Origin of the sequence: Sediminibacter sp. Hel_I_10, assembly GCF_000688335.1 — a bacterium.
In the GTDB taxonomy this organism is placed as follows: domain Bacteria; phylum Bacteroidota; class Bacteroidia; order Flavobacteriales; family Flavobacteriaceae; genus Psychroserpens.
Genome location: NZ_JHZX01000001.1, coordinates 843,434 through 867,110, shown reverse-complemented (window position 1 = coordinate 867,110; position 23,677 = coordinate 843,434). Strand labels below are relative to the sequence as shown.

Annotated in this window: 13 protein-coding genes; 5 read left to right on the top strand and 8 right to left on the bottom strand. The window is 37.3% G+C overall.

Annotated features, from left to right (window positions below):
* Positions 1-89: 89 nt before the first annotated feature.
* The 7 genes from P176_RS0103845 to P176_RS0103815 are packed head-to-tail and all read right to left on the bottom strand — an operon-like array spanning position 90 to position 10,800.
* Complete coding sequence (locus P176_RS0103845; protein ID WP_026753462.1) at positions 90-1,127, bottom strand: glycoside hydrolase family 43 protein; 1,038 nt, start codon at positions 1,125-1,127, stop codon at positions 90-92.
* A gap of 21 nt (positions 1,128-1,148) precedes the next feature.
* Entirely contained in the window at positions 1,149-2,582 is a 1,434-nt protein-coding gene (locus tag P176_RS0103840; protein ID WP_026753461.1) for an MFS transporter, read from the bottom strand.
* An 11-nt stretch (positions 2,583-2,593) separates the two neighbouring features.
* Positions 2,594-3,745, bottom strand: coding sequence for an endo-1,4-beta-xylanase (locus P176_RS0103835; RefSeq protein WP_026753460.1), 1,152 nt, complete (start codon positions 3,743-3,745; stop codon positions 2,594-2,596).
* 42 nt (positions 3,746-3,787) lie between these two features.
* Entirely contained in the window at positions 3,788-6,688 is a 2,901-nt protein-coding gene (locus tag P176_RS0103830) for a glycosyl hydrolase 115 family protein (RefSeq protein ID WP_026753459.1), read from the bottom strand.
* Between the two features lie 24 nt (positions 6,689-6,712).
* Positions 6,713-7,879, bottom strand: coding sequence for a mannonate dehydratase (uxuA, locus tag P176_RS0103825; RefSeq protein ID WP_197022139.1), 1,167 nt, complete (start codon positions 7,877-7,879; stop codon positions 6,713-6,715).
* Positions 7,880-7,903: 24 nt separating this feature from the next.
* Positions 7,904-8,641: an SDR family NAD(P)-dependent oxidoreductase gene (locus tag P176_RS0103820; RefSeq protein ID WP_026753457.1), complete on the bottom strand. Its 738-nt coding sequence runs from the start codon at positions 8,639-8,641 to the stop codon at positions 7,904-7,906.
* Positions 8,642-8,655: 14 nt separating this feature from the next.
* Positions 8,656-10,800, bottom strand: coding sequence for an alpha-glucuronidase family glycosyl hydrolase (locus tag P176_RS0103815; protein ID WP_037348704.1), 2,145 nt, complete (start codon positions 10,798-10,800; stop codon positions 8,656-8,658).
* Between the two features lie 227 nt (positions 10,801-11,027).
* Between P176_RS0103815 and P176_RS0103810 the strand changes: the two genes are divergently transcribed.
* From P176_RS0103810 to P176_RS0103800, 3 genes are read left to right on the top strand one after another with little or no spacing between them, the layout of a single operon-like run.
* Complete coding sequence (locus P176_RS0103810) at positions 11,028-13,292, top strand: glycoside hydrolase family 3 N-terminal domain-containing protein (protein WP_026753455.1); 2,265 nt, start codon at positions 11,028-11,030, stop codon at positions 13,290-13,292.
* A 13-nt stretch (positions 13,293-13,305) separates the two neighbouring features.
* Positions 13,306-15,270, top strand: coding sequence for a sialate O-acetylesterase (locus P176_RS0103805; RefSeq protein WP_026753454.1), 1,965 nt, complete (start codon positions 13,306-13,308; stop codon positions 15,268-15,270).
* 12 nt (positions 15,271-15,282) lie between these two features.
* Positions 15,283-16,713, top strand: coding sequence for a DUF1593 domain-containing protein (locus tag P176_RS0103800; protein ID WP_026753453.1), 1,431 nt, complete (start codon positions 15,283-15,285; stop codon positions 16,711-16,713).
* 14 nt (positions 16,714-16,727) lie between these two features.
* On the opposite strand, the gene P176_RS0103795 is transcribed toward P176_RS0103800, so the two are convergent.
* Positions 16,728-17,762: a LacI family DNA-binding transcriptional regulator gene (locus P176_RS0103795; RefSeq protein WP_026753452.1), complete on the bottom strand. Its 1,035-nt coding sequence runs from the start codon at positions 17,760-17,762 to the stop codon at positions 16,728-16,730.
* 236 nt (positions 17,763-17,998) lie between these two features.
* Here P176_RS0103795 and P176_RS18940 point away from each other — a divergent pair, with 236 nt between their 5' ends.
* Both P176_RS18940 and P176_RS0103785 read left to right on the top strand, forming a co-directional pair.
* Entirely contained in the window at positions 17,999-20,140 is a 2,142-nt protein-coding gene (locus P176_RS18940; protein ID WP_051605392.1) for a thioredoxin domain-containing protein, read from the top strand.
* 216 nt (positions 20,141-20,356) lie between these two features.
* Positions 20,357-23,641, top strand: coding sequence for a VCBS repeat-containing protein (locus P176_RS0103785; protein ID WP_026753451.1), 3,285 nt, complete (start codon positions 20,357-20,359; stop codon positions 23,639-23,641).
* The last annotated feature ends 36 nt before the right edge of the window (positions 23,642-23,677 follow it).

Genomic DNA, 23,677 nt, shown 5'->3' with positions numbered 1-23,677 from the left:
GGATATAATATTTTACTTATAAATCAGCATAATCGCTGATAAATTCGATAATAAACTCAATCGCAATAATTTAAGTTTCTATGAGATTATTATTTTTGATAAGGTTTTAGAGTTGTAATTAATCCGTTTTCGTCATGAATGATCTCACTTACTTTAACAGACCGCAAATGCGTGATTCCTTTTGATAAACTCGAATCATGATAGAACAAAAACCATTTTTCTTCAACTTGGCAAATCGAATGATGCGAGGTCCAACCTACAACTGGTTCCAGAATTCGCCCTTTATAAGTAAAGGGTCCGTAAGGATTATCACCAATGGCATAACAGATAAAGTGAGTGTCTCCTGTTGAATAAGAGAAATAATATTGTCCTTTGTACTTATGTAACCATGCGGCTTCGAAAAAACGCTTTTCATTATCACCTGCTAATAAAGGATTCCCTTGTTCGTCTAAAATAACAACATCTTTCGGCGTTTCTGCAAATTCCAACAAGTCATCACTCATTTTAGCTACCTTAGGCATTAATGCCAATTCATGATTTTTTGGAAGATGGGCTGTTGGGCTTTCAAGATGCTCAGCGTTGTAAGTACCTTCTCTCCAACGTTGTAATTGGCCGCCCCAAAGTCCGCCAAAATACATATAATAGCTACCGTCCTCATCTTGAAAGACAGCAGGGTCAATGGAGAAACTTCCTTTAATAGCCTCTGGTTGAGGCGTAAAAGGTCCTACTGGAGAATCACTCACAGCAACGCCTATTCTAAAGATTTCGTCATATCCTTTTGCAGGAAAGAACAAATAATATTTTCCGTCTTTATGGGCCGCATCTGGAGCCCACATTTGCCTTGAAGCCCAAGGCACATCATCGACATGTAAGGCTATGCCATTGTCTACAGCTTCACTATCTATGCTGTCCATAGATAGAACGTGGTAATCTTCCATGGCGAAATGGCTACCTAAATCGTCAAAGGCTTCTCCCGCATCGATGTCATGGGAAGGATATATGTAGATCTTTCCATTGAAAAAATGAGCAGAGGGGTCAGCGGTATAAATATGAGATACCAAAGGCTGTGAAATCGCTTTTTTGTTTAAAACTTCGAAATCAATATTATCTATATTTTTTTCAGGCATTGTAATTTTTTTTAATTAAGATTATAATCTTCTAATTTTTAAATCTTCTTCAATTGTAGTTTCTATTTTTTTATTGATTTCATAGAAAAACAATAAGCAAGCTCCAATTAAAAAAGGGATTCCAGGAAATATGCTGACTAACAGTTTAATACCGTTAACAGCCGAATCAGGTTGCGTAGTAGAATTAGGAATGTAATCAAAGACCCCTAAAAAATAGGAGGTCAGTGCTCCACCGATACTTAAACCAGCTTTTAGTCCTACCATCATAGCAGAAAATATGATAGCTGTAGCACGGCGATTATTTTTCCATTCAGAAAAGTCTGCTACATCCGCAATCATCGCCCATAGAATAGGGATGGTGATTCCGTAGAAAAAACCATGTAAAATTTGTGAAATAAACATCAGCATGACCGATGTAGGTGGGAAGAAATAAAATGCTAAAATGAACAGTGTTGAAATAAATAAAAACAAAGCAAATACATCTCGTTTTCCATATTTGTCTGCTAACCTTTTAGAAAAAGTAATCCCAACAATCATAAAAATAATACCACCCGCATTGAACAGTCCAAATCCAGCGGATATAGGATCATCTCCAAAATGATTTAACCCAATAGTTGATAAAAAGTCTAATACAGGTTGAATCAGTGCTGCGAGATTTTCTTTGTCAACATAGTTTTCAAAGTAATAGACGTAAGATCCACCTTTCATTGCTAGGGTAATAAATATCAACATCGTAAGTGTTAGCATGATGATCCATGGTCTGTTTTTGACCAAGTCGCCTAAATCTTCCTTAAGACTTGATTTTTGTTCTGGTTTAGGGATGACACGTTCTTTAGTTGTGAAAAAAGTAATCAATAACATAATCGTACCTGCTATTGCCAAAACCGTCATAACTTTTTCAATACCAAGAGCTTTATCGCCATCACCAGCACTTTTGATAATCCCTAGCATAAAAACTTGAACGAAAAATTGTGCGAACATAACCGCTACAAAACGGTAAGAAGACAAGCTATTTCTTTCGCTCATATCACCTGTAATGACGCCACTTAATGCGGAGTAAGGCAAATTATTAGCAGCATATAATAAAAGAAGCAAAGTGTATGTCACTACAGCGTAAATGACTTTGCCTTTATATGAAAAATCTGGAGTAGTAAAGGCTAATAATGCGATGACTCCCAAAGGTACTGCAGTCCATAAAATCCAAGGTCTAAATTTTCCCCATCTGGATTTTGTTCTGTCTGCCAATGCACCGATAATTGGATTAAACCCAAAAGCAGCAATTAGCCCTACCGTGAGCATGATTGCAGAAGCATGTTTTGGGGAAAGGCCATAAATGTCTGTATAAAAGTAGGCCAGATAGGTAACCAGTGTTTGAAAAACCAGATTGGCGGCAAGGTCACCCAAGCTATATCCAATTTTTTCCTTTATGGATAATTTATGTGAAATTGAACTCATATATCTACTCGTTATTTAACTGGTTGTTGTTTGTCAAATCGTTGTTTTAACGCTATGATACTATCGTATGCGGCTTTGGGTTTTAATTCTCTGTCAAAAAGTAAAGGATAATTAGTTCTTCCTCTCACAGGAAATCCATTAAGCCATGACTGTCCATCACTAACGCCCCAAAATGTTACTCTGCTTATTTTGTCTTTGTGTTTTAAAAACAGACTGAAAATATCTTTATAGCGGTTGGCCAATTTCACTTGAATAGAATCCGGTAATTTTTCTTTATACGGATTCATCCCTTCTTTGTTTTCAAAATTTTGACTGATTTCAGCACCTTGTAAATCCCAAGGGTTTGGCAACACACTAACATCTAATTCTGTAATAGCCACCTTGACACCAAGCGACGCATAATCCAAAATGCTTTGCTCAATGTCTTCTATTGAAGGAGAATCTAAATGCCAATGTCCCTGCATTCCAATACCGTCAACCTTTATTCCCTTATCTAGAATATTTTGTACCAATCTGATCGCTCCTTTTCTTTTATCGGCATTGGTCATGTTGTAATCGTTGTAGTATAAATCAGCTTTTGGGTCAATTTCTGCAGCCCATTTAAAAGCATTCGCTAAATAGTCTTCTCCCATTTTATCTAAGAAAACGGATTTTCTTAAGGTACCATCTTCATTCAATGCTTCGTTAACGACATCCCAAGAATTGATTCTGCCTTTATAGTGTGTTACGATATCTTTTACATGACGTTCTGTAGCGTTAGCAAACTCTAAACTATCTTCAATGGTCTGAAACCAAGGTGATAATTGGCTATGCCAAATCAATGTGTGACCATGAATAAACATATCATACTTTTCGCCAAGAGCCACAAACTTATCAGCGAGCTCATAATTGAAGCTGTCTCTTTCTGGGTGAATCATCATTGATTTCATAATGTTTTCCGCAGTGATACTGTTGAATTCATTACCGACGATTTTTGCCATAACTGAATCTGTTTCTTCAATTTGAAACGTATTGATAGCCGTCCCTATATAAAAAGCATCTTCATAGACATTTCTCAATGTGTTTGGTTTAGCGGGGGTTTCAATTTTCTCGTCTTTTGTCTTACAGCTTACAATAATTGCGAGTGCAGCGACGGCTAGCAAAATGTGTTTGGATAGTTTCATAAATTAGTATTAGTTAGTTTCTTCGTTAAAATATGGCACATCTTATCTGTTTACATTCAAGCTTTCTGGTGGGCCTAAATAGGTGTCTTTTAGAGTGCTTGCCTCTGTTTCGATGATGATTCTTTGAAGCACCAAACCTTCATCTACACGATAATAATTTAAAGTATGGTTTCCTGCTTCTTCAATAGTAAGTTCACTAGTAATGACTTTGATATTGTCGGCAACATTGTTGTGCCAATTTTTTGGAACCTTCCCATTATAATTAGTTATGTAAGGGTCAGCTGCATAATTAACTAGAGTAGGAGACTGCTTGTCCCAAGACAATCCATAATACATACCCTCTCTATTGGCGTAGTTAATGGTTGGCGAAAAGTACATATGCACTTTTATTGTTCCTTTCGTCTGAAAGTTGACGTCATACGACAGTCTTGGAGATTTCTTTGAGAGCTCAACTCGTCCTTTGTCAATCGGTAAAGAAATTACGGAAGCCCCAGTTTTACCCAAATTATCAACGACTTTCCATTCAAAATATTTTGGTTCGTATGTATTGGAAAAATCTTTGGCGTTGATGGCGATATAGCCATTATTTTCGATAAAACCTTCCGTGTTTTTGGTATTGAAATTATTTACTTTGATATGAACCGGAATCTCTTTCCCAGCTCCAGAAACGAAGATAGAGGCAGAATTAGAACCTTTCGGCGCTTTGTCCCAATCGATACTGATTTCAACCATTTCTTCAGTTTCCACAGAGCCTTCAGCTTTAGATATTTTTATCCAATCCTCATTAGCTTTGATGGAATAATTGAAAGCTTTCTTCCCTCTGTTGAAGATTTCAATCGCATACGATTGCTTGTTTAAGACATCAAAAACAGGAAGGACGGCGGAATTATTTTCTCCAGACCACCACTCTTCGGAATTTTCAATTGAAATGCCCATTTCGGCGTCATCTGCTGCATCGATTTTAAAGGTTTCCGGCATTTTATTAAATCTAGGTTCTTGCCAAATTTCATAACCAATATGGGTTTGAGACATCATATGGTCCCATTTGCCGTTGGCCATTTCCTTTTGATAATAATCAGTCAGCTCTCTATCTTTTTTGAATAATTCCACAACTTTATCGGCATAAGCGTTTGCCGAAGCCCTGCCTTGTTTTGCATAGAGATTGTTCTTTGCAGCACTCACATACAATTCATTAAGATTAGCGCTTGCCAATACAGGATAAAGCACTAGTTGATAATAAGCATCTTTATAGTTTTCTGGGAGTTTATCGTAGATGGATTGTGCCTGCTTTGCAAGAGCGTTATAATCTTCAACAACTCTGTTTGCTTCATTGTAATGCGTTAAACTATAGGTAGAGGGGTCAATTAATTCATGTTTTCTTCTCGCATTGAATTTGGTTGAACGCCTCATGATGTTTGCAATAGCTTCCGTTTCTATCCCATCAAAAACATCCTTTGCCCAATAGCTATAATAATTATCAAGATTATCGGCAGTGTAGGCTTCGGGATTCCATGCATAATCAAACCAAAACTCCAAAGGGAATTCCATCGGTTTTATATCGCCCACGTTGACAATCCATACTTGATTGACATTATGTTCATACGCCAAATGCATTTGTTCCCAAACCCGTTCAATCTGATTGGTGTTCATCCATTTGTAATTCCGAGGTCCACCAACATAATCAAAATGGTAATAGATGCCATAACCACCTTTTCGAGGTTTTGCATCTAGGCTCGGTAGTTTTCTTAAATTTCCCCAATTGTCATCACATAAAAGCAGTGTGACATCGTCTGGAACTTGCATGCCTTCATCGTAATAATCTTGAACCTCTTTATACAAGGCCCAAATTTGAGGCGTTTCCTCTGCTGGTTTCCCAGTCACGTCTTCAATAATCTTACGTTGGTCTTCTACAATACCTTCCAATAAATCGATGGCTGTTCCTTCGGTCATGGCTTCATCTCCGTCGCCACGCATCCCAATGGTCACAAGAGATTCCGCAGTACCCATATTTTCGATGCCTTTTTTCCAGAAATCGTTCAATCCTTCAGCGTTGGTATTGTAATTCCACTCACCTTTGCCAAAACGTTTCCATTCTTGTTGAGACCTGTCCATCGGTTCGTGATGTGAAGTACCCATAACGATACCATATTCATCTGCCAAAGGTCTGTTGAGTGGGTCGTCATCATTAAAAGCGTTATTCCACATGGCGGGCCACATGTAATTACCTTTCATTCTTAAGATAAGTTCAAAGACTTTATCGTAAAATTCCGCATTGAAGTTGCCATAATTTTCTTTGGCCCAACCTGAAAGGGCAGGAGCTTCATCGTTGATAAAAAGACCTCGATATTTTACTTTGGGTTCTCCTTGGGTGTGAATGCCCGGAAGAACATGTAATTCCGATTGTTTTTTAGCAGGAACATCCGCCCAAAAATGCCAGGCAGAAACTCCTATTTGAGTTGATAGGTCATAGATGCCGTAGATGGTGCCTCGCTTATCGGAACCAACAATTACCAAGGCTTTTTTAACGCCTGGCATGGGATTGTCTACAATTTGCGTGGTAAATTTTTCCCATTTGCCTTGCAGTTGCTTGGCATCGATTTTACCTTTTTTAACCAACTGATTGATAATTGAACTTTTTCCTAGGGTTCCAATGATGATGATGTAATCTGCAGAAATTGAATTAGTCATCAACAAATCTGGACGAATATCAGTAACATTAAAAAAGTCTGTTTGAAGATGCCCTGCCACACGTTTTACGCCAGCAAAATCATCGTCACTCATTAAAATAGGAGCGACGGTTCCGTTAGTTGCCAATGGAAAATTTTCTTTAGAAGCTTTCGATGTTACATATTTTTCAGGGTCAATGGCATACATACTATTGCTTACCATCATGAGTAAAACCCATATGATGACGAGAGGTGCTATTCTATTTGAAAATTTCATAGTGAATTCAGTTTCTTTTACTATTTAGGATGCTTTCAATTTATGACGAATACCCATTTCCAAACCTCTCAATTCGGCTAGGCCTTTAAGCCTTCCAACCAAAGAATAGCCTGGATATTGCTCTTTTCCCTCCTCGATGGATAATAAAAACCCGTGGTCAGGTCGCATTGGAAGGTCAATATTTCGATGTTGCATCAATAGAATTAATTTCTCCATAATGTCCTCAATCGGATTGTCGCCATTGAGATGTTCAGATTCTCTAAAGACATCTTTAGAATCTCTTTTTACATTGCGAATATGTAAAAAATGAATACGCTCTCCGTGGTTTTCTATGATTTGAACCAAATTATTATTTGGCTGTGCACCTAAAGAACCTGTGCAGTAACACAGTCCGTTAGCGTTTACAGGAACCGCCTTAAAAATAGCGTCCAAATCTTCTTGTTTACTGACGACTCTCGGTAGGCCTAAAACTGAAAACGGTGGGTCATCTGGATGAATAGCTAATTTAACGCCCAATTCTTCGGCTACTGGAGCAACTTCCGATAAGAAATGAATTAAGTTCGCTCTCAATCGGTCATTATTGATGTCTTTATAAGCATCCAATAAATCTAATATTTGTTCTCTGGTGAAATTGACCTTACTACCCGGAAGGCCTAGAAGTACGTTCCTAAAAAGGACTTCTTTATCCTGTTCTGATAAGGTTTTTCCGTAGTCAGCTGCAATTTGCTTTTCCTCTTCGGAATAATCATCTTCGACATTCGGTCTTTTCAATAAGAAGATTTCAAAGTAATCGAATGCCACCTGATTAAATAACAAGGCCTTGCTGCCATCTGGGTTTTCAAAGGCATGATTGGTGCGAACCCAATCTAGAATTGGCATAAAATTGTAAGTCACGACCTTGATGCCGCAGCTTGCAATGTTTTTTAAACTGATTTTGTAGTTTTCTATGTATTGCAGGTAATTACCATTCTGTTTTTTGATGTCTTCATGAACAGGTAAACTTTCAATAACCGTCCATTCCATACCGGCATTTTTGACAGTTTCTTGTCGTTCTTTAATGGCTTCAACAGTCCAAATATCACCTACAGGAATTTCGTGTAAGGCGGTCACAATGCCCGTAATTCCGCATTGTCGTAAATCATTTAAGGAAATGGTGTCGTTAGGTCCGAACCATCTCATTGTTTGTTGCATTTGCTTCATTGTATCCAAAAAAAATTAAAATCCTATACTATTACCGCCATCAACAGGAAGAATAGTTCCTGTTACGAATTTAGATTCGCTTGTAGCGAAATAGAAAACAGCATCACCAATATCTGATGGCTCACCTAGAATACCCATGGGGGTTCTAGAAAGCACTTTGTTTTTACGTTCAGGGTCACTATCCAATGCTTTTGCGGACATTTTGGTTTTAATAAAACCAGGTGCTACACAATTTACACGAATATTGAATTGCGCCAATTCAACTGCCATCGCTCGGGTCATCGCTTCAATAGCACCTTTGCTTGCGCTATAGGCAATCACTTTTGGAATGCCATATTGTGATGCCATGGAGCTGATATTTATGATAGAACCACCGCTATGATTTTTCATCACTTTGACAACTTCCCTGCTTACTGAAAATACACTTTTTATATTGGTGTGGATGATGTTTTCGAAATCTTCATCACTGACATCCGTAAATTCCTTTTTGGAATTGATGCCTGCATTATTTACCAAAATATCAATGTTGCCATCTTTAGCTATATCAGCAATCATAGCAGGAATTTCTGATAAATTATTCAAATCAAAAATGATTGGGATGGCGTTGGAGCCTATTTCTGTACAGGCATCTTCAGTTTTATCTTTAGTTCGTCCGATGACATAGGTGGTGATACCGTTATCACATAATTTTTTAGCGGTTGCAAATCCCAATCCGGAATTACCACCAGTAACTATTGCTATTTTTTTTGTCATGATTTTGATTAAGTTTAATTGCCAGGTGCAAAAGGAAAATTTAAAGCTTCAAAGTGCTCCAATGTTTCAGTTGGTTTTTCAACGTTTTCGGGTAATGGCTGTTTAGAATACTGTTGAAAATATAGTAAACAAGCATCCCGCCACCATTTTGCTTCTTTATATTGAATGTTCAATAACATGTTCACATCATTAAAGCGTTCTTCATCTACATAAGGTTTCACATTATTCCACGTGTTAACCATGGTTGCAACTTCGTCCACACCTTCCTGATATTTTAAAGCAAGATTGTTCCAAAGGGTATTGCCATTCTTTAGTTTGTAAGCCCATGACACATGATGGAACCACAATAACAATTCTTCTGGGCAGTTGTCTAGATTATTGAATGTTGTAGCAACTTCAGGAGCATATTGTGCGGTTGCATTGCTTCCGGTCGGCGTTCTGTCAAAACCGATCCCTAAACTATCCGCTTTATGATAATAAACAGGATTCCATTCTGGTCTAGATAAATCTGATACCCAAGGTCCCGGTCCGTAGTGATGACCGGTCGCCATAATGTGATGTAATCCTAAAGGCGTCATGTAGTTCACTACAGCTTCAGTTGATTTTAACATCATGTCTTTTACAGGTTGTATGAATTTCTCGTCGTTTGAGAAGGTGCAATGCAGCCATTCGTCGGCAATGTCATCCGCACTCAAATATGGGTTCCAAGCGAGACGCCCAAATCCATACCAATTGGCTTGTAACATTGGGTTGCCTGTCCAGTTGATATCATTTCCAATATTGCTGACGCCAGCCATTCCTGTCAGTTTTTTGTTATCTAAAGAACCATCAATCACTTTAGCGACGGTAGAACCTTTTCCTTTTCGGTAAGTGTCGGATTCTAAAACTTCCTCATATTGTTTTGGTAGAAAAATGGAATGGGTGCTTTGTCCCAAATATTCCTGCGTAATTTGAAACTCCATCATTAAAGGTGTTTTTGGCATCGCCCCAAACATCGGATGAAATGGTTCGCGTGGTTGAAAATCAATGGCGCCATTTTTTACCTGAACAATCACATTATCTTTAAATTGTCCGTCGTAAGGAACAAATTCAGAATAAGCTTGTTTGGCTCTGTCTGACACATCATGTTCAGAATAAACAAAAGCTCTCCACATCACAATTCCGTTGTGCGGTTTTAAGGCCTCTGCCAGCATATTGGCACCATCCACGTGATTGCGACCATAGTTCTGTGGTCCAGGTTGGCCTTCGGAATTGGCCTTTACCAGAAAGCCACCAAAATCTGGAATCTTTGCATAAATTTCATCTGCTTTTTCTTTCCACCATTTGATGACGGCTGCATCTAATGGGTCGGCCGTTTCTAAACCACCAATTTCAATAGGAGCAGAAAAACGAGCTGTTAAATATACCTTGATGCCGTAAGGTCTGAAGATAGTTGCAAGGGCTTCGACTTTATCCAAATACTGCGGCGTTAAAATAAGCGCATTGGCATTGACATTGGTCAAAACGGTGCCATTGATGCCAATGGAGGCATTTGCTCTGGCATAATCAATATAACGTGGGTCTTTGTAATCTGGTAAACGGTGCCAATCCCAAATTGAAAATCCGGCGTAACCACGTTCAACCGTTCTGTCTAAATTATCCCAGTGATTTAGAAGTCTAAAATCAATTTTTGGAGATTCTGCAATGTTGAGATTTTTTAAGGATGAATTCATTTGCATCAATCTCAGAAAATGATAAACACCATATAAAACAGCAACATCAGATTTTCCAGTAATTACGATTTGACTTTTCCCTTTGAGCGTAAATGATTTGATAATAAAACCTTCATCAGTTAATTTAGTAAACGTATTACCTAATTGCCCTGTAATATCCTTGCTTAAATTAGCCCTGTTACCAAGAATCAAAACGCTATTACTTTTGGATTGCGATTTGTAGTTAGAGTCTAGCATGCCAGCAAAGCCAAGCTCAAGCTCTTTCAACGCGACCTTAATGGTTTCCGTATCTCCAAAATGCACAAGGTTTTTAACATCAGCTTGGTAGTCTAATCTTAAGGTTTCATTTTTTATGTAGTCGTATTGTAGCCAAAGTTTGTAACCGTCATTAGCAAATCCTTTTGAGCAGATTAAGCATAAAATAATTAAAATTTTTCCTTTGTACATAGGTTTTATTTAATAATGGATTACCTGTAGAAATAAGACATTTTCACTAACAATACATCAGATAATTAAATGCGTATTTCATAATATTTACCAATGATAATTGCGAAGATAACAAAATATTCATAATTTGCAACCGATTGTGTTGCGGTAAAACTTGCGACTTCATATTGATTCGCAAGAATCATTTTTATAGATTATCACAAAGATAAAAACCCTTTTAACTAACCATGAAAACATTCACTATTAGATTTCTGATTACGACCATATTGATTGCCATATTGTTTTCTTGCAACGATAAACAAAAAGAAGATTTCACAAGCGATAAAGACCTAGATATTACTTTGGAATTTCCATTTCAAAATCACTCATTGGCAGTTGATGAACGCGTGAACGATTTAATTTCGAGATTGACACTTGAAGAAAAGGTTGGACAAATGATGAATGGCACACCTGCCATTGAACGGTTGCAAATTCCGCCTTATGATTATTGGAATGAAGCGCTTCATGGTGTCGGTCGTGCCTCTGCAGCCACTGTTTTTCCGCAGGCCATTGGCTTGGGTGCCACCTTTGACGCCGATTTGACGTATCGTGTTTCTTCTGCAATTTCAGATGAGGCTAGAGCGTTGTTCAATGCAACCAGTGAAAAAGGCAATTATAATCGCTATAACGGATTGACGTTTTGGACTCCAAACATTAATATTTTCAGAGACCCTCGTTGGGGACGTGGTCAAGAAACCTATGGTGAAGACCCTTATCTAACGTCAATTTTGGGAGCATCCTTTGTAAAAGGATTGCAAGGTGACAACCCTAATTATCTGAAGACTGCAGCCTGTGCCAAACATTTTGCTGTACATAGCGGCCCAGAGCAGGTAAGGCACGAATTCAATGCAGAGGTAAATCAAAAAGATTTGTGGGAAACGTATTTGCCCGCTTTCAAAGTATTAGTAGATGCAAAAGTTGAAGCCGTGATGTGCGCTTATAACAGTACAAATGGCGAGCCTTGCTGTGCCAATAATTATTTGCTTACCGATGTGCTCCGCAATCAATGGAATTTTAAAGGTCATGTATTGAGTGATTGTTGGGCCATATTGGATTTATATGTTGCAAAAGGAAAGGGAGGCCACGGTACGGTGACCACGCAGGCGGAGGCAGCGGCTTTAGCAGTAAAAAGTGGTGTTAGTTTGAATTGTGGCGATGCTTATGAAGCATTACCAGAAGCGGTAAAAAACGGATTGATAACAGAAAAAGAGATTGATGCACAATTGGCAATTCTCCTAAAAACACGTTTTAAATTAGGCTTGTTTGATAAAAAAGGGAGTAATCCTTACGATGCTATTTCTTTTGACGTCGTGAATTCGGAAAGCAATAGAGCCTTGGCAAGAGAAGCCGCTCAAAAAAGTATTGTTCTTTTGAAAAACAATGGGATTTTACCTTTAAAAACAGACCTTCCAAAATATTTTGTGACCGGACCCAATGCCACAAGTGTAGAAATTCTATTGGGGAATTATTATGGCGTCAATTCTAATATGGTCACTATTTTAGAGGGTATCAGTGCTGCCATAGATCCTGCGAGTCAGTTGCAATATCGATTGGGAGCGATGCTCAACCAAGAATCTTTAAATCCTATAAACTATGCCACGGGTAATGCTGGAAATAGCGATGTCACCATCGTGGTTTTAGGGCTCTCAAGTACCTTGCAAGGTGAAGAGGGCGATTCTATTGATTCCGACACAGCTGGCGATAGATTGGATTATGATTTGCCAGAAAACCAACTCAAGTATCTTCGGGATTTGAGAACAGCCGCTGATAAAAATACGGAAGATAAAAAACCAATTGTTGCTATGATTACAGGAGGAAGCCCAGTAAACCTTTCCGAAGTTCAAGAACTGGCAGATGCCGTTTTATATGTTTGGTATCCAGGAGAAGAAGGAGGGACGGCTGTGGCTGATGTGCTATTTGGGAAGGTGTCGCCATCTGGTAGATTGCCCATTACCTTTCCGAAATCATTAGACCAATTACCTGCTTATGAAGATTATTCAATGAAAGGAAGAACCTATAAATACATGGATGTAGACCCCATGTATCCTTTTGGTTTTGGGTTGAGTTATACTACTTTTACTTATTCAGATATTAAAACCGAAACAGCATCTATTTCAAAAAATGATAAGATTAAGGTTAATGTTACCATTAAAAATACAGGGAATGTAAAGTCGGACGACGTGGTCCAACTATATATTTCAGATATTGAAGCCTCCGTTCGAGTCCCTAATTCTCAATTAATTGCAACCAAAAGAATTACTTTGGAACCAAATACATCTAAAAACGTGGAATTTGAATTGACACCAGACGATTTCGAAATTGTAAAAGAAGATGGTTCTAGAAGTATTGAAGCTGGAAAATTTAAAATCTATATTGGTGGCTCCAGCCCCATGAAACGAAGTACAGAACTGGGAGCGGCTAAGATGGCCGAGTTGGAACTCACTGTAAATTAATAATCCATATCAAATGAATAAGTTACAATCGTTACTCATCATCTTAGTTTTTAGTGTATTTAATTCTACTTTAAATGCCCAAATAAAATTACCTCAATTGATTAGTGATGGCATGGTATTACAACGCGATGTCGAAATCCCGATTTGGGGCTGGGCGAGTGCTAATGAAAAGATTGTCGTTCGCTTTAATGGAAAAACGTATAAGACTTCCGCATCTGCTGCAGGCGAATGGAAGATGGACCTGCGTAAAATGAAATCTGGTGGTCCTTACACCATGACTATTTCCGGAAAAAATAACCTAGAGGTTAAAGATATTTTAATTGGAGACGTCTGGTTGTGTACAGGGCAATCCAATATGGTACATCAATTGGATATTCATGATGTGCTTTATGCTGAAGAAATTGCAACCTCGAACAATCCAAACATTCGCCATTTTAAAGTTCCAACCACCACAAGTATTGCTGGGCCTCAAGACGATTTGGATGGCGGAGAATGGCAGAAGGCAATCGGCGAGGAGGTCAGACCCTTTTCAGCAGTAGCTTATTTTTTTGCAAAGAAGATTTATGAGAAAAATCAAATCCCAATTGGATTGATAAATGCCAGTGTAGGCGGTACCCCAATAGAAGCTTGGATACCCAAAGAAGGCTATAAAAATTTCCCTGCCATTTTAAAAATTATAGAAGAAAATCAAGACAGCACGTTTGTAAACAATCTGAAGAAAAACCAGCCGTCAGTTCCTAAAGAGGTGGATGAGGAAACAGATAAAGGTCTCATTGGAGAATTGCCTTGGTATGATATTAACTTTAAGCCAAAAAACTGGAGACGAATCAATATTCCTGGATATTGGGAAGACCAAGGGGTGAAGGATTTAAATGGGGTTGTTTGGTACAGAAGGGACATCGACATACCAGCATCGATGGTTGGTGAGAAAGCACGCGTTTTTTTAGGAAGAATCGTCGATGCTGATGAATTGTATATCAACGGCGTCAAAGTAGGGAACAAAACCTACCAATATCCTCAAAGACGTTATGATGTGCCAGACCATCTTTTAAAAGCAGGTAAGAATGTGTTCGTGGTTCGTGTTACCAACAACTATGGGAAGGGTGGCTTTGTTACCGATAAACCCTACTATGTGTTTACTAAAAAAGATACTGTGGATTTAAAAGGCTATTGGGATTATAAAGTTGGAGATGTTTTTAAGCCATTTGATTTTTCAACAGTTTCAAACGGAAATCTAGAGACGCCAAGACCAAGACGTATAAATCCGCAAAACGAACCGACTTCCTTATACAACGGTATGGTGGCTCCATACCACCAAATCCCTTTAAAAGGCATACTTTGGTACCAAGGCGAAAGTAATACTGGTAATCCAAAAGCGTATGAAGCGTATCAACGCACTTTGATTTCAGGATTGAGAACCGTTTTTAATCAACCCAATCTGCCATTTATTTATGCACAACTTCCAAATTTTATGGATGTAGCTTATCTGCCTTCAGAAAGTAATTGGGCAGAATTAAGGGAAGCACAATTAGCAGCATCGACCGTTCCAAACACGGCAATGACCGTTAATATTGAATTGGGAGAATGGAACGATATTCATCCCGACAATAAAAAAGATGTTGGGGAACGTATGGCTTTGGCTGGATTGAAGTTGGCTTATAATGAAGACATTGTCTATTCAGGTCCTATTTATGATAGTTATAAAATAGAAGACCGTAAAGTCATCATTTCTTTTAAACATGTTGGAAGCGGATTAACAACTGATGATGGTGAAGCATTAAGCGAATTTGCGATTGCGGGAGATGATAAAAAGTTTGTATGGGCAAAGGCGAAAATAGAAGGCGATACCGTAATTGTTTGGAGCGATGAAGTTCCTAATCCAAAATACGTTCGCTACGCGTGGGCCGATAATCCTGATAATCCGAATCTTTATAACAAAGAAGGATTGCCTGCTTCTCCTTTTAGAACTAAAGAATAAAAATTGAAAAATATGAAATCACTTTTTATATTGATTGTGATGTATTGCTTAACATGTACACAAAACGTCGTTGCTCAAAACAATGAGAGAAACAGAGTCATTATATTATCTGATATTGAAGCAGACCCAGACGATACACAATCATTTGTTCGCTTACTATTATATTCAAATCAAATAGATATAGAAGGTATGATTGCCACAACGTCTTGTTGGCACAGAAATAGTGTGGAGCCACAATCCATTGAAAACATCATTCAGGCGTATGGTAAAGTGCGAATAAATCTCGAAAAACACGAAGCTGATTTTCCTAATGAAACAGAATTACTTTCACTTGTAAAAAGTGGTTTGCCAAAGTATGGTATGTTGGGCGTTGGAAAAGGAAAGGATTCGGAAGGTTCTGATTGGATTATAAAAATTTTAGAGGAAGATGATGAGCGCCCATTATGGATTTCGGTTTGGGGCGGCGTGAATACTTTGGCGCAATCACTTTACAAAATAAAAGAAACGAAATCTCTAGCAGTTGCAAAAAAAATGATTTCAAAATTAAGGGTTTATACCATTTCTGACCAAGATGATAGTGGTATTTGGATTCGAAATAATTTTCCTGAACTGTTTTATATTGTAAGTCCTGGCGACCATTACGCTACAGCAACCTGGAGCGGAATCAATACATTTTTTAAAGGCATTAATAACGAAGTCATTAGCAATAAATGGATTGCTGAAAATCTGCAGCAAAACCATGGTGCACTAGGAGTAGCCTATCCTGATACTGCTTGGGGCGTTGAAGGTGATACACCTGCTTTTTTGTCCTTAATCCCTAACGGATTAAACAACCCTGAACACCCAGAATATGGTGGTTGGGGAGGTCGCTACGAATTGTATAAACCTGATTTTTCTAAAACAACAAAAGGTGGTTCCATTGTAGAATTGGCTCCAGAAACTAGAGAAATTTGGACGAATGCTGTTGATTCTTACACGCCATACATTTACAATCAATATGGAAGAGCGGTTAAGAAAGATACCGTAACATTCAATGATTATAAAATAACGTTAGCCCGTTGGCGAGAAGACTTTCAGAATGATTTTAGGGCCAGAATGGATTGGTGTGTAAGTTCATATGAAGATGCAAATCATGCACCTTTAATCGAATTGAAAAATTCAAATTACATCACTGTGAAATCTGGAGAAGGTTTTGGGGTAGATGCGAGCGAATCAACAGACCCTGATGGTGACAGCATTTCATTTTTGTGGTTTCAGTATCCAGAAGCAGGAACTTATGAAGAAGAGATAAAATTTCAACCAGAAAACGCACATGCAATTTATATAACGGCACCAAAAGTTGAGAGGAAAGAAACACTTCATTTTATTCTCAAAGTAACCGATAAAGGTACTCCGGCCTTAACGAGTTATAAACGAATCATTGTGACGGTTCTACCAAAATAAAGGGTGTGTAAAAACTATATTTTTTTTGAAGACTCACGAACCAAAACTTCGGTGTTTAAGAATGTAATTTGTTTTACAATGTCAGTTTTCTTTTTCTTGCTTTTTAGATTTTTGAGAATAATTTCAGCAGAGGTTTCTCCCATTTTGAATGCAGGATGTGTAATGGTCGATAAATTAGGTTCAATAATGTTTGAAATGGGGTCATTGTTAAATCCAATGACCGCTAGTTGTTGCGGTATTTTTATGCCTAGTTTTTTTGCAGTTTGTATGGCACTTACTCCTAATATATCGCCAGGAGCAAAAATGCCATCTGGAGGGTTCTTTAATTGTAACAACTTTTTACAAGCCTTTTCAGCCTCTTCGTAGGTTATAGCATCTGTCTTGACTATAAGTTCGTCTTCTATTGGAAGATCATGCTCTTTGAGTGCTGCTAAATAGCCTTCTTTTCGTTCGTAATAAATACTGAATTCTAAACCTGCAGTAATATGTGCAATACGCTTACAGCCTTGAGAGATAAGGTGCTTAGTGGCTTTATATCCTGCATCAAAGTTATCTATAACGACGTGAAATGTATCAAAATTCTTCGGAACTCTATCCACAAAAACCAAGGCCGTATCATTATCAATAAATCTTCTGAAATGGTCGGTATTTTTTGTTTCCATAGCCAAGGAACAGATCACACCGCTAACACGGTTATCGTATAAAGATTGGGTCAAATTAACTTCTTCTTGGTAAGAGTCATGGGATTGCATGATCAATACCGTATAGCCCGCTTTTTGCGCTGCCACCTCAATGCCGCTAATCAATGAAGAAAGGAATGGTTGTGTCACAGTGGGTAATAAAACGCCTATGGTTTTCATTTTGTTACCACGAAGACTAGCGGCTAAATTATTGGGCCGATACCCCATTTCTGCCGCTGTTTTTTTAATCCTCTGAGCGGTTTTTTTACTAATGGTATGATGGTCTTTTAAACCTCTGGAAATAGTTGAAGTTGCTAAATTTAATTTTTTTGCAATATCATATATTGTAACTTCATTAGTAATCTTCATATGCAGTTAGTTAGTGGTTTCAAAGATACATCTTTTTTTATGGTTTTGTGATATTGACACGTTGCGACTGGCGTAATAGACCAGTGTAACATACAATCAACAAATTAAAACGATACATGTACAAGTTAAAATGTGATCTGATTTTTATAGCGTTTATTTAAGTTTAGTGAAAGCAAGAACGTCAAATTATTCGTTATGTTTGTAAGGTACTTAAAGACAAGTTTTAAAACTCGATAATGCGCTATTTAAGATGGATTCAATTTTTGGTGATTTGTAATGTCTTATTCACTTGTAAGGATGCAAATCAAAAAAACAAGGAAGTTTTAGCAACTGATGCTTTTTCAGAAGAAAAATTTGAATATACAAACGAGCTAGCAGGTGAAACAAGTCCCTACTTATTGCAACATGCCCATAATCCTGTAAACTGGAAACCTTGGGACGATAAAGCGTTTGAGCTTGCGAAAGAGAACAATCAATTGATTGTGTTAAGTGTTGGGTATTCGTCGTGCCATTGGTGCCATGTCATGGAGGAAGAATCTTTCGAAGACACTCAAGTTGCCAAATTGATGAACGATAGCTTTGTAAGCATAAAAGTAGATAGAGAAGAGCGACCAGATGTAGATACTATTTATCAAACGGCGCTAGAATTGGTAAATGGCTCAGGAGGTTGGCCCTTAAATGCTATTTTATTGCCTAATGGAAAGCCCGTGTATTTGGGAACCTATCATGATAAGGAAAGTTGGTTAGCGATATTATCAAAATTTAGTTCAGAGTACAACAATAATCCGCAGCAATTAGAGCAATATGCAGAGCTTCTGACCAATGGTGTTCAAGAGGTTTATGGCAATGCGACAATTAATCAAAATGAATCCATAAATAAGGAATTAATCCAATCGAGTGTTTTAAAAATATCAAAACTTTGGGATAAAGAATGGGGTGGCAATCTTGGAGATCAAAAGTTTATAATGCCGAGTGAACTGAATTTTTTATTGGATTATGCCATCATCGCAGATAACCCCGAAGTAAGAGAGCATATCAAAAACACATTGGATCATATTCTTTTGGGAGGTATTCATGACCATATAGGAGGTGGTTTTTTTAGATATAGTACCGACAATCAATGGAAATATCCTCATTTCGAAAAAATGCTTTACGACAATGCGCAACTGTTAAGTTTATACTCCAAAGCCTATCGTGTTTTTAAAGATCCTGCTTACAAAGACGTCATTGAATCAACACTCGAGTTTTTGAGTGCTGACATGAAGGGTGATCAAGGCGGTTACTTTAGTGCGATAGACGCAGATGTCAACGGAAAAGAAGGTGAATATTATACTTGGACCAATGCTCAATTAAAAAAGGTTTTGGGAACAGATTTCGCATTGTTTTCAAAATTTTATTCAATTCATAAAGAGAATTCAAAAGATGGCAAGTATCTACCTTTTAATAGAATGGCCGTTAGTGATTTTGCCAATTCCAATAGTATATCCGTTTCCGAATTACAAAATAAAATTTCAAAATGGAAGACGAGCCTGTTAAAGGTACGCAGAGAGAGAATACAGCCTAAAAAAGATGATAAGATCATCACCTCGTGGAATGCACTTTTGGTAAAAGGCTATGTAGATGCGTACACGGCGTTAGGTGATGACGAAATTTTACAAAAAGCGAAAAGCACTTTTGATTTTTTAATTAAGAATAATTATAAGAGTAAAAAACTGGTTCATATCTTTAAGAAAGATAGTAAGGTAAAGGACGTGTTTTTAGAAGATTATGCGTTTATGATTCAAAGTGCATTGGCCTTGTATAAAGTGACGTTCGATTTAAATTATTTAAATATCGCTAAGGAATTGAACCAAAAAGTCATTGCTGATTTTTCCGATAGTTCAGGCTTATTGACCTTTAGTTCGACAGACGAATTGATTACAAAAATAATTAGAGCCGATGATGGGGTTTTGCCATCTGCAAATGCGATCATGGCACAGAATTTATTAGAACTCGGACATATCAATTATGACAAAACCTTACTAAAACAATCCAAAGAGATGGTTTCATTGGTAAGCAGTCAGTTTAAAGACTATCCTCAAAATTTTGGAAATTGGGGCGTTTTGATGCTCAATACTTCCTATCCGTATTTTGAAATTGTAGTTACAGGAACTAATGCAAATGCATTAATTACTCAATTGAACACTTATTATATTCCAAATACCTTGCTTATTGGCTCTACTGTAGAAAGTGAGATGCCCTTGCTTAAAAATCGTTATGTGGAAGGAGAAACCTATATCTACATGTGCCAAGATAATACCTGTAAAATGCCAATTAAAACAACAGAGACCGTTTTATTACAATTTAATAAATTGGGTTATTTTGGATTGAATCCTTGATTTGTATTTTGAACAAAAAAAATATTTTGAAATAACTATCAACTAATTTGTTGTGATACAATTTATTGTTTCAGAGGCTTTATTTTAAAATAAAACAGAAAATTTTTCAGAAGAAATAAAATACAGTGATTTTTTGAATAAATAGCCTTTCATTATTTATTTTTGAAACAAACGGTTGCGGATTTTTGTGAATCCTCATTTTCGAATCCTAATTTTATGTATTTATCAAGAATTAAGACGCTTGCTTTTTTTGTATTTATCCTTAATTATTCTTGTAAGGATGACGCTATAATTAAAAAGCAAGCAACGGCAGAAACTCTTTTCACTAAAATTTCAAGTGAACATAGTAGTGTGCATTTTGCGAATTCGGTTGAGGAAACGTCAGAATTCAACGTTTTAAAATATTATTATGCATACAACGGCGGCGGCGTTGCTATTGCAGATATCAACAATGATGGCCTACAGGACATCTATTTCACAGCAAACCAAGAATCGAATAAGCTCTATTTGAATAAAGGTGATTTTAAATTCCAAGATATCACCACAAAAGCCAATGTTGCTGATGCTGGAGGTTGGACGACAGGTGTCACCATGATAGACATCAATAATGATGGTTGGATGGATATCTATGTGTGTAAATCAGCATCATTAAATGATAACGTACGTCGCAGAAACAAACTGTTTGTAAATCAAAAAAACGGCACTTTTAAAGAACAAGCTGCAGAATGGGGTCTTGATGATGACGGATTTTCGATTCAATCTTACTTTTTTGATTATGATAAAGATGGCGATTTAGATATGTATTTAATCAATCATAGAAGCGATTTCCTTAATTCCGTAAACCTGAAAGCAATCCTAGAAGACAAAGAGTTTTATCCTCAAACCTCTGACCACTTGTACCGTAATGATGGCACTAAATTTACAGATGTCACAATGAACAGTGGCATTGTAAATAAAGAGTTTAGTTTGAGTGCTTCCATTGGCGATTATAACAATGATGGTTGGTTGGATGTGTTTGTGGCCAATGATTTTATTACACCAGATAAATTGTACATCAATAATAAAAATGGCACATTTTCCAATCAAATAAATACAAACCTGAAGCATATCACATACAGTAGTATGGGGTCCGATTTTGCGGATATTAACAATGACTTTTTACCAGATTTGATGGTTTTGGATATGTCTGCAGAAGACCATAATCGAGGCAAACAAAATATGGCCAGTATGAATACAGAAGGTTTTTGGTGGATTGTGGAAGCAGGATTTCATTACCCTTACATGTCCAATGGTTTAAATTTAAATAATGGTAACGGTTATTTCAGTGATGTTGCCCAAGTAGCTGGTATCTCTAAAACCGATTGGAGTTGGGGACCATTGATAGCAGATTTTGATGGCGACGGATTTAAGGATATATTTATTACCAACGGCATTAAAAGGGAGATTGCAAATCAGGATTTTGGAAATTATTTGGACTCAAAACAAGATTCATTGCAATACATGCCTATTGACAAGATCTTGGATAATATGCCTTCCGAAAAACTTCAGAATTATGCCTTCAAAAACAATAAAGATTTGACTTTTAAACGTGTAATGGAAGATTGGGGTTTAAATCAAGCAGTTAATTCTAATGGTGTCGCTTATGCCGATTTGGATAATGACGGTGATTTGGATTTAGTCATTAATAATCTTGAAGATGAAGCCAGTATCTATCAAAATAATGCGACCTATAATTTTGTAAATATCAAACTTGTTGGTGATAGTAAAAACAGCAATGCGATTGGCTCAAAAATTAAAGTGTATACCGATAGCACGCAACAATATCAAGAATTATTTCTATCAAGAGGCTATCAATCGTCCGTATCTCCAATTTTGAATTTTGGAGTTGGTGATGAAGAAATGATAAATAGAATTGAAGTCGTTTGGAATGATGGTAAGATCTCGACTATGGAAAATGTCAAGGTGAATCAAACACTAACATTTGAGAAGGGCACATCGAAATCAGGTGCTGAAACGATGTATGAGCGACCAACTAATTTTACAAGATTGGATCCTGAATCATTGGGTATTACCTTCAAACATGATGAGAATACGTTTAATGACTTCTCAAAACAGGTGCTGTTACCTCAAAAACAATCGCAACAGGGCCCAGCATTTACGCAAGCGGATATTAATAAGGATGGCTTGATAGACTTTTTTGTAGGAGGTGCACTAAATCAACCCGCTGAAATCTATCTTCAAAATAGTAAAGGAACTTTTGATAAAACCCAACAGACTATTTTTGAAACAGATAAAAGCTATGAAGATAATGGCGCCCACTTTTTTGATGCGGATGGCGATGGTGATTTAGATTTGTTTGTGGCAAGTGGAGGTTATGAGCTCAATGAAAATGACGCTTTATTACAAGATAGGCTGTATTTAAATGATGGTAAAGGGAATTTTACGAAGTCCAATAACTTGCCTAAAATGCTAACCAGTACAAAAGCGGTTGTACCATTTGATTATGATAATGATGGGGATTTAGATTTGATTGTGGCGGGTAGAGTGATTCCAGGGAAATATCCGGTATCTCCAAAATCGTATATTCTTAACAATTCAAATGGAAAATTCACGGATGTTACAAAAACGATAGCACCGGATTTTGAGGAAGTAGGTATGGTGAACGACATCATTTTGTCTGATTATGATGGGGATAATGACCTCGATTTGATGGTTGTTGGGAAATGGATGCCCATAACTATTTTTGATAACGTGAAAGGTAAATTCGAAAAAAGAGCGATTCCATCGTTAACCGATACGGAAGGTTGGTGGAACACCATCTCAGAAATAGATTTTGATAAGGATGGCGATATGGATTATTTTGTGGGTAACATTGGTGGCAATAACAAATTTCATCCTTCCAAAGAAAAACCACTACATATTTACGGAAACAATTTCGACGCTGACGGGAACTACGATATGATTATGAGCAAACTCTATCATGGAAACTTGGTGCCAGTAAGAGGCAAAGAATGTTCCACAAGTCAAAATCCGTTTGTTAGCCAAAAAATTAAATCGTATAAAGAATTTGCAAATTCAACCTTGACAGATATTTATGGAGCGGACGTCATCGCGAATTCCTATCACAAAAAGGTCACTGAATTTGAATCGGTCTATTTAGAAAACAAGGGAAATGGTGAATTTGTCATCAAGCATTTGCCAACCACCGCTCAATTGGGTCCTACCATGTCCTATGTGTTTGCAGATGTAAATAAAGACGGACATTTAGATGTGATTGGTTCTGGAGCCATACATGAGTCCGAGGTTGAAACCGTTCGATATGATTCAAATGTGGGCTATATCTTATTAGGGGATTCCAAAGGCGGAATGACTCCTTACAAGGATATCAGTTTTTACAATGATTTAAATGCGAAGCATATGGAATTGGTTACCATACAAAACAATTCATATGTATTTATCGCAAATAACGATAGGCCGTTCGCGATTTTCAAACTCAATTAAGCCGATATTTAGAGGGTATTTATTTAAGCGAAGGTT

What these genes read in the sequence shown, in the direction of transcription:
- P176_RS0103820 (WP_026753457.1), bottom strand. Translation starts at nt 8,641, where the DNA reads ATGACAAAAAAAATAGCAATAGTTACTGGTGGTAATTCCGGATTGGGA.
- P176_RS0103810 (WP_026753455.1), top strand. Translation starts at nt 11,028, where the DNA reads ATGAAAACATTCACTATTAGATTTCTGATTACGACCATATTGATTGCC.
- P176_RS0103785 (WP_026753451.1), top strand. Translation starts at nt 20,357, where the DNA reads ATGTATTTATCAAGAATTAAGACGCTTGCTTTTTTTGTATTTATCCTT.
- P176_RS18940 (WP_051605392.1), top strand. Translation starts at nt 17,999, where the DNA reads ATGCGCTATTTAAGATGGATTCAATTTTTGGTGATTTGTAATGTCTTA.
- P176_RS0103805 (WP_026753454.1), top strand. Translation starts at nt 13,306, where the DNA reads ATGAATAAGTTACAATCGTTACTCATCATCTTAGTTTTTAGTGTATTT.
- P176_RS0103795 (WP_026753452.1), bottom strand. Translation starts at nt 17,762, where the DNA reads ATGAAGATTACTAATGAAGTTACAATATATGATATTGCAAAAAAATTA.
- P176_RS0103840 (WP_026753461.1), bottom strand. Translation starts at nt 2,582, where the DNA reads ATGAGTTCAATTTCACATAAATTATCCATAAAGGAAAAAATTGGATAT.
- P176_RS0103835 (WP_026753460.1), bottom strand. Translation starts at nt 3,745, where the DNA reads ATGAAACTATCCAAACACATTTTGCTAGCCGTCGCTGCACTCGCAATT.
- P176_RS0103830 (WP_026753459.1), bottom strand. Translation starts at nt 6,688, where the DNA reads ATGAAATTTTCAAATAGAATAGCACCTCTCGTCATCATATGGGTTTTA.
- P176_RS0103800 (WP_026753453.1), top strand. Translation starts at nt 15,283, where the DNA reads ATGAAATCACTTTTTATATTGATTGTGATGTATTGCTTAACATGTACA.
- P176_RS0103815 (WP_037348704.1), bottom strand. Translation starts at nt 10,800, where the DNA reads ATGTACAAAGGAAAAATTTTAATTATTTTATGCTTAATCTGCTCAAAA.
- uxuA (WP_197022139.1), bottom strand. Translation starts at nt 7,879, where the DNA reads ATGCAACAAACAATGAGATGGTTCGGACCTAACGACACCATTTCCTTA.
- P176_RS0103845 (WP_026753462.1), bottom strand. Translation starts at nt 1,127, where the DNA reads ATGCCTGAAAAAAATATAGATAATATTGATTTCGAAGTTTTAAACAAA.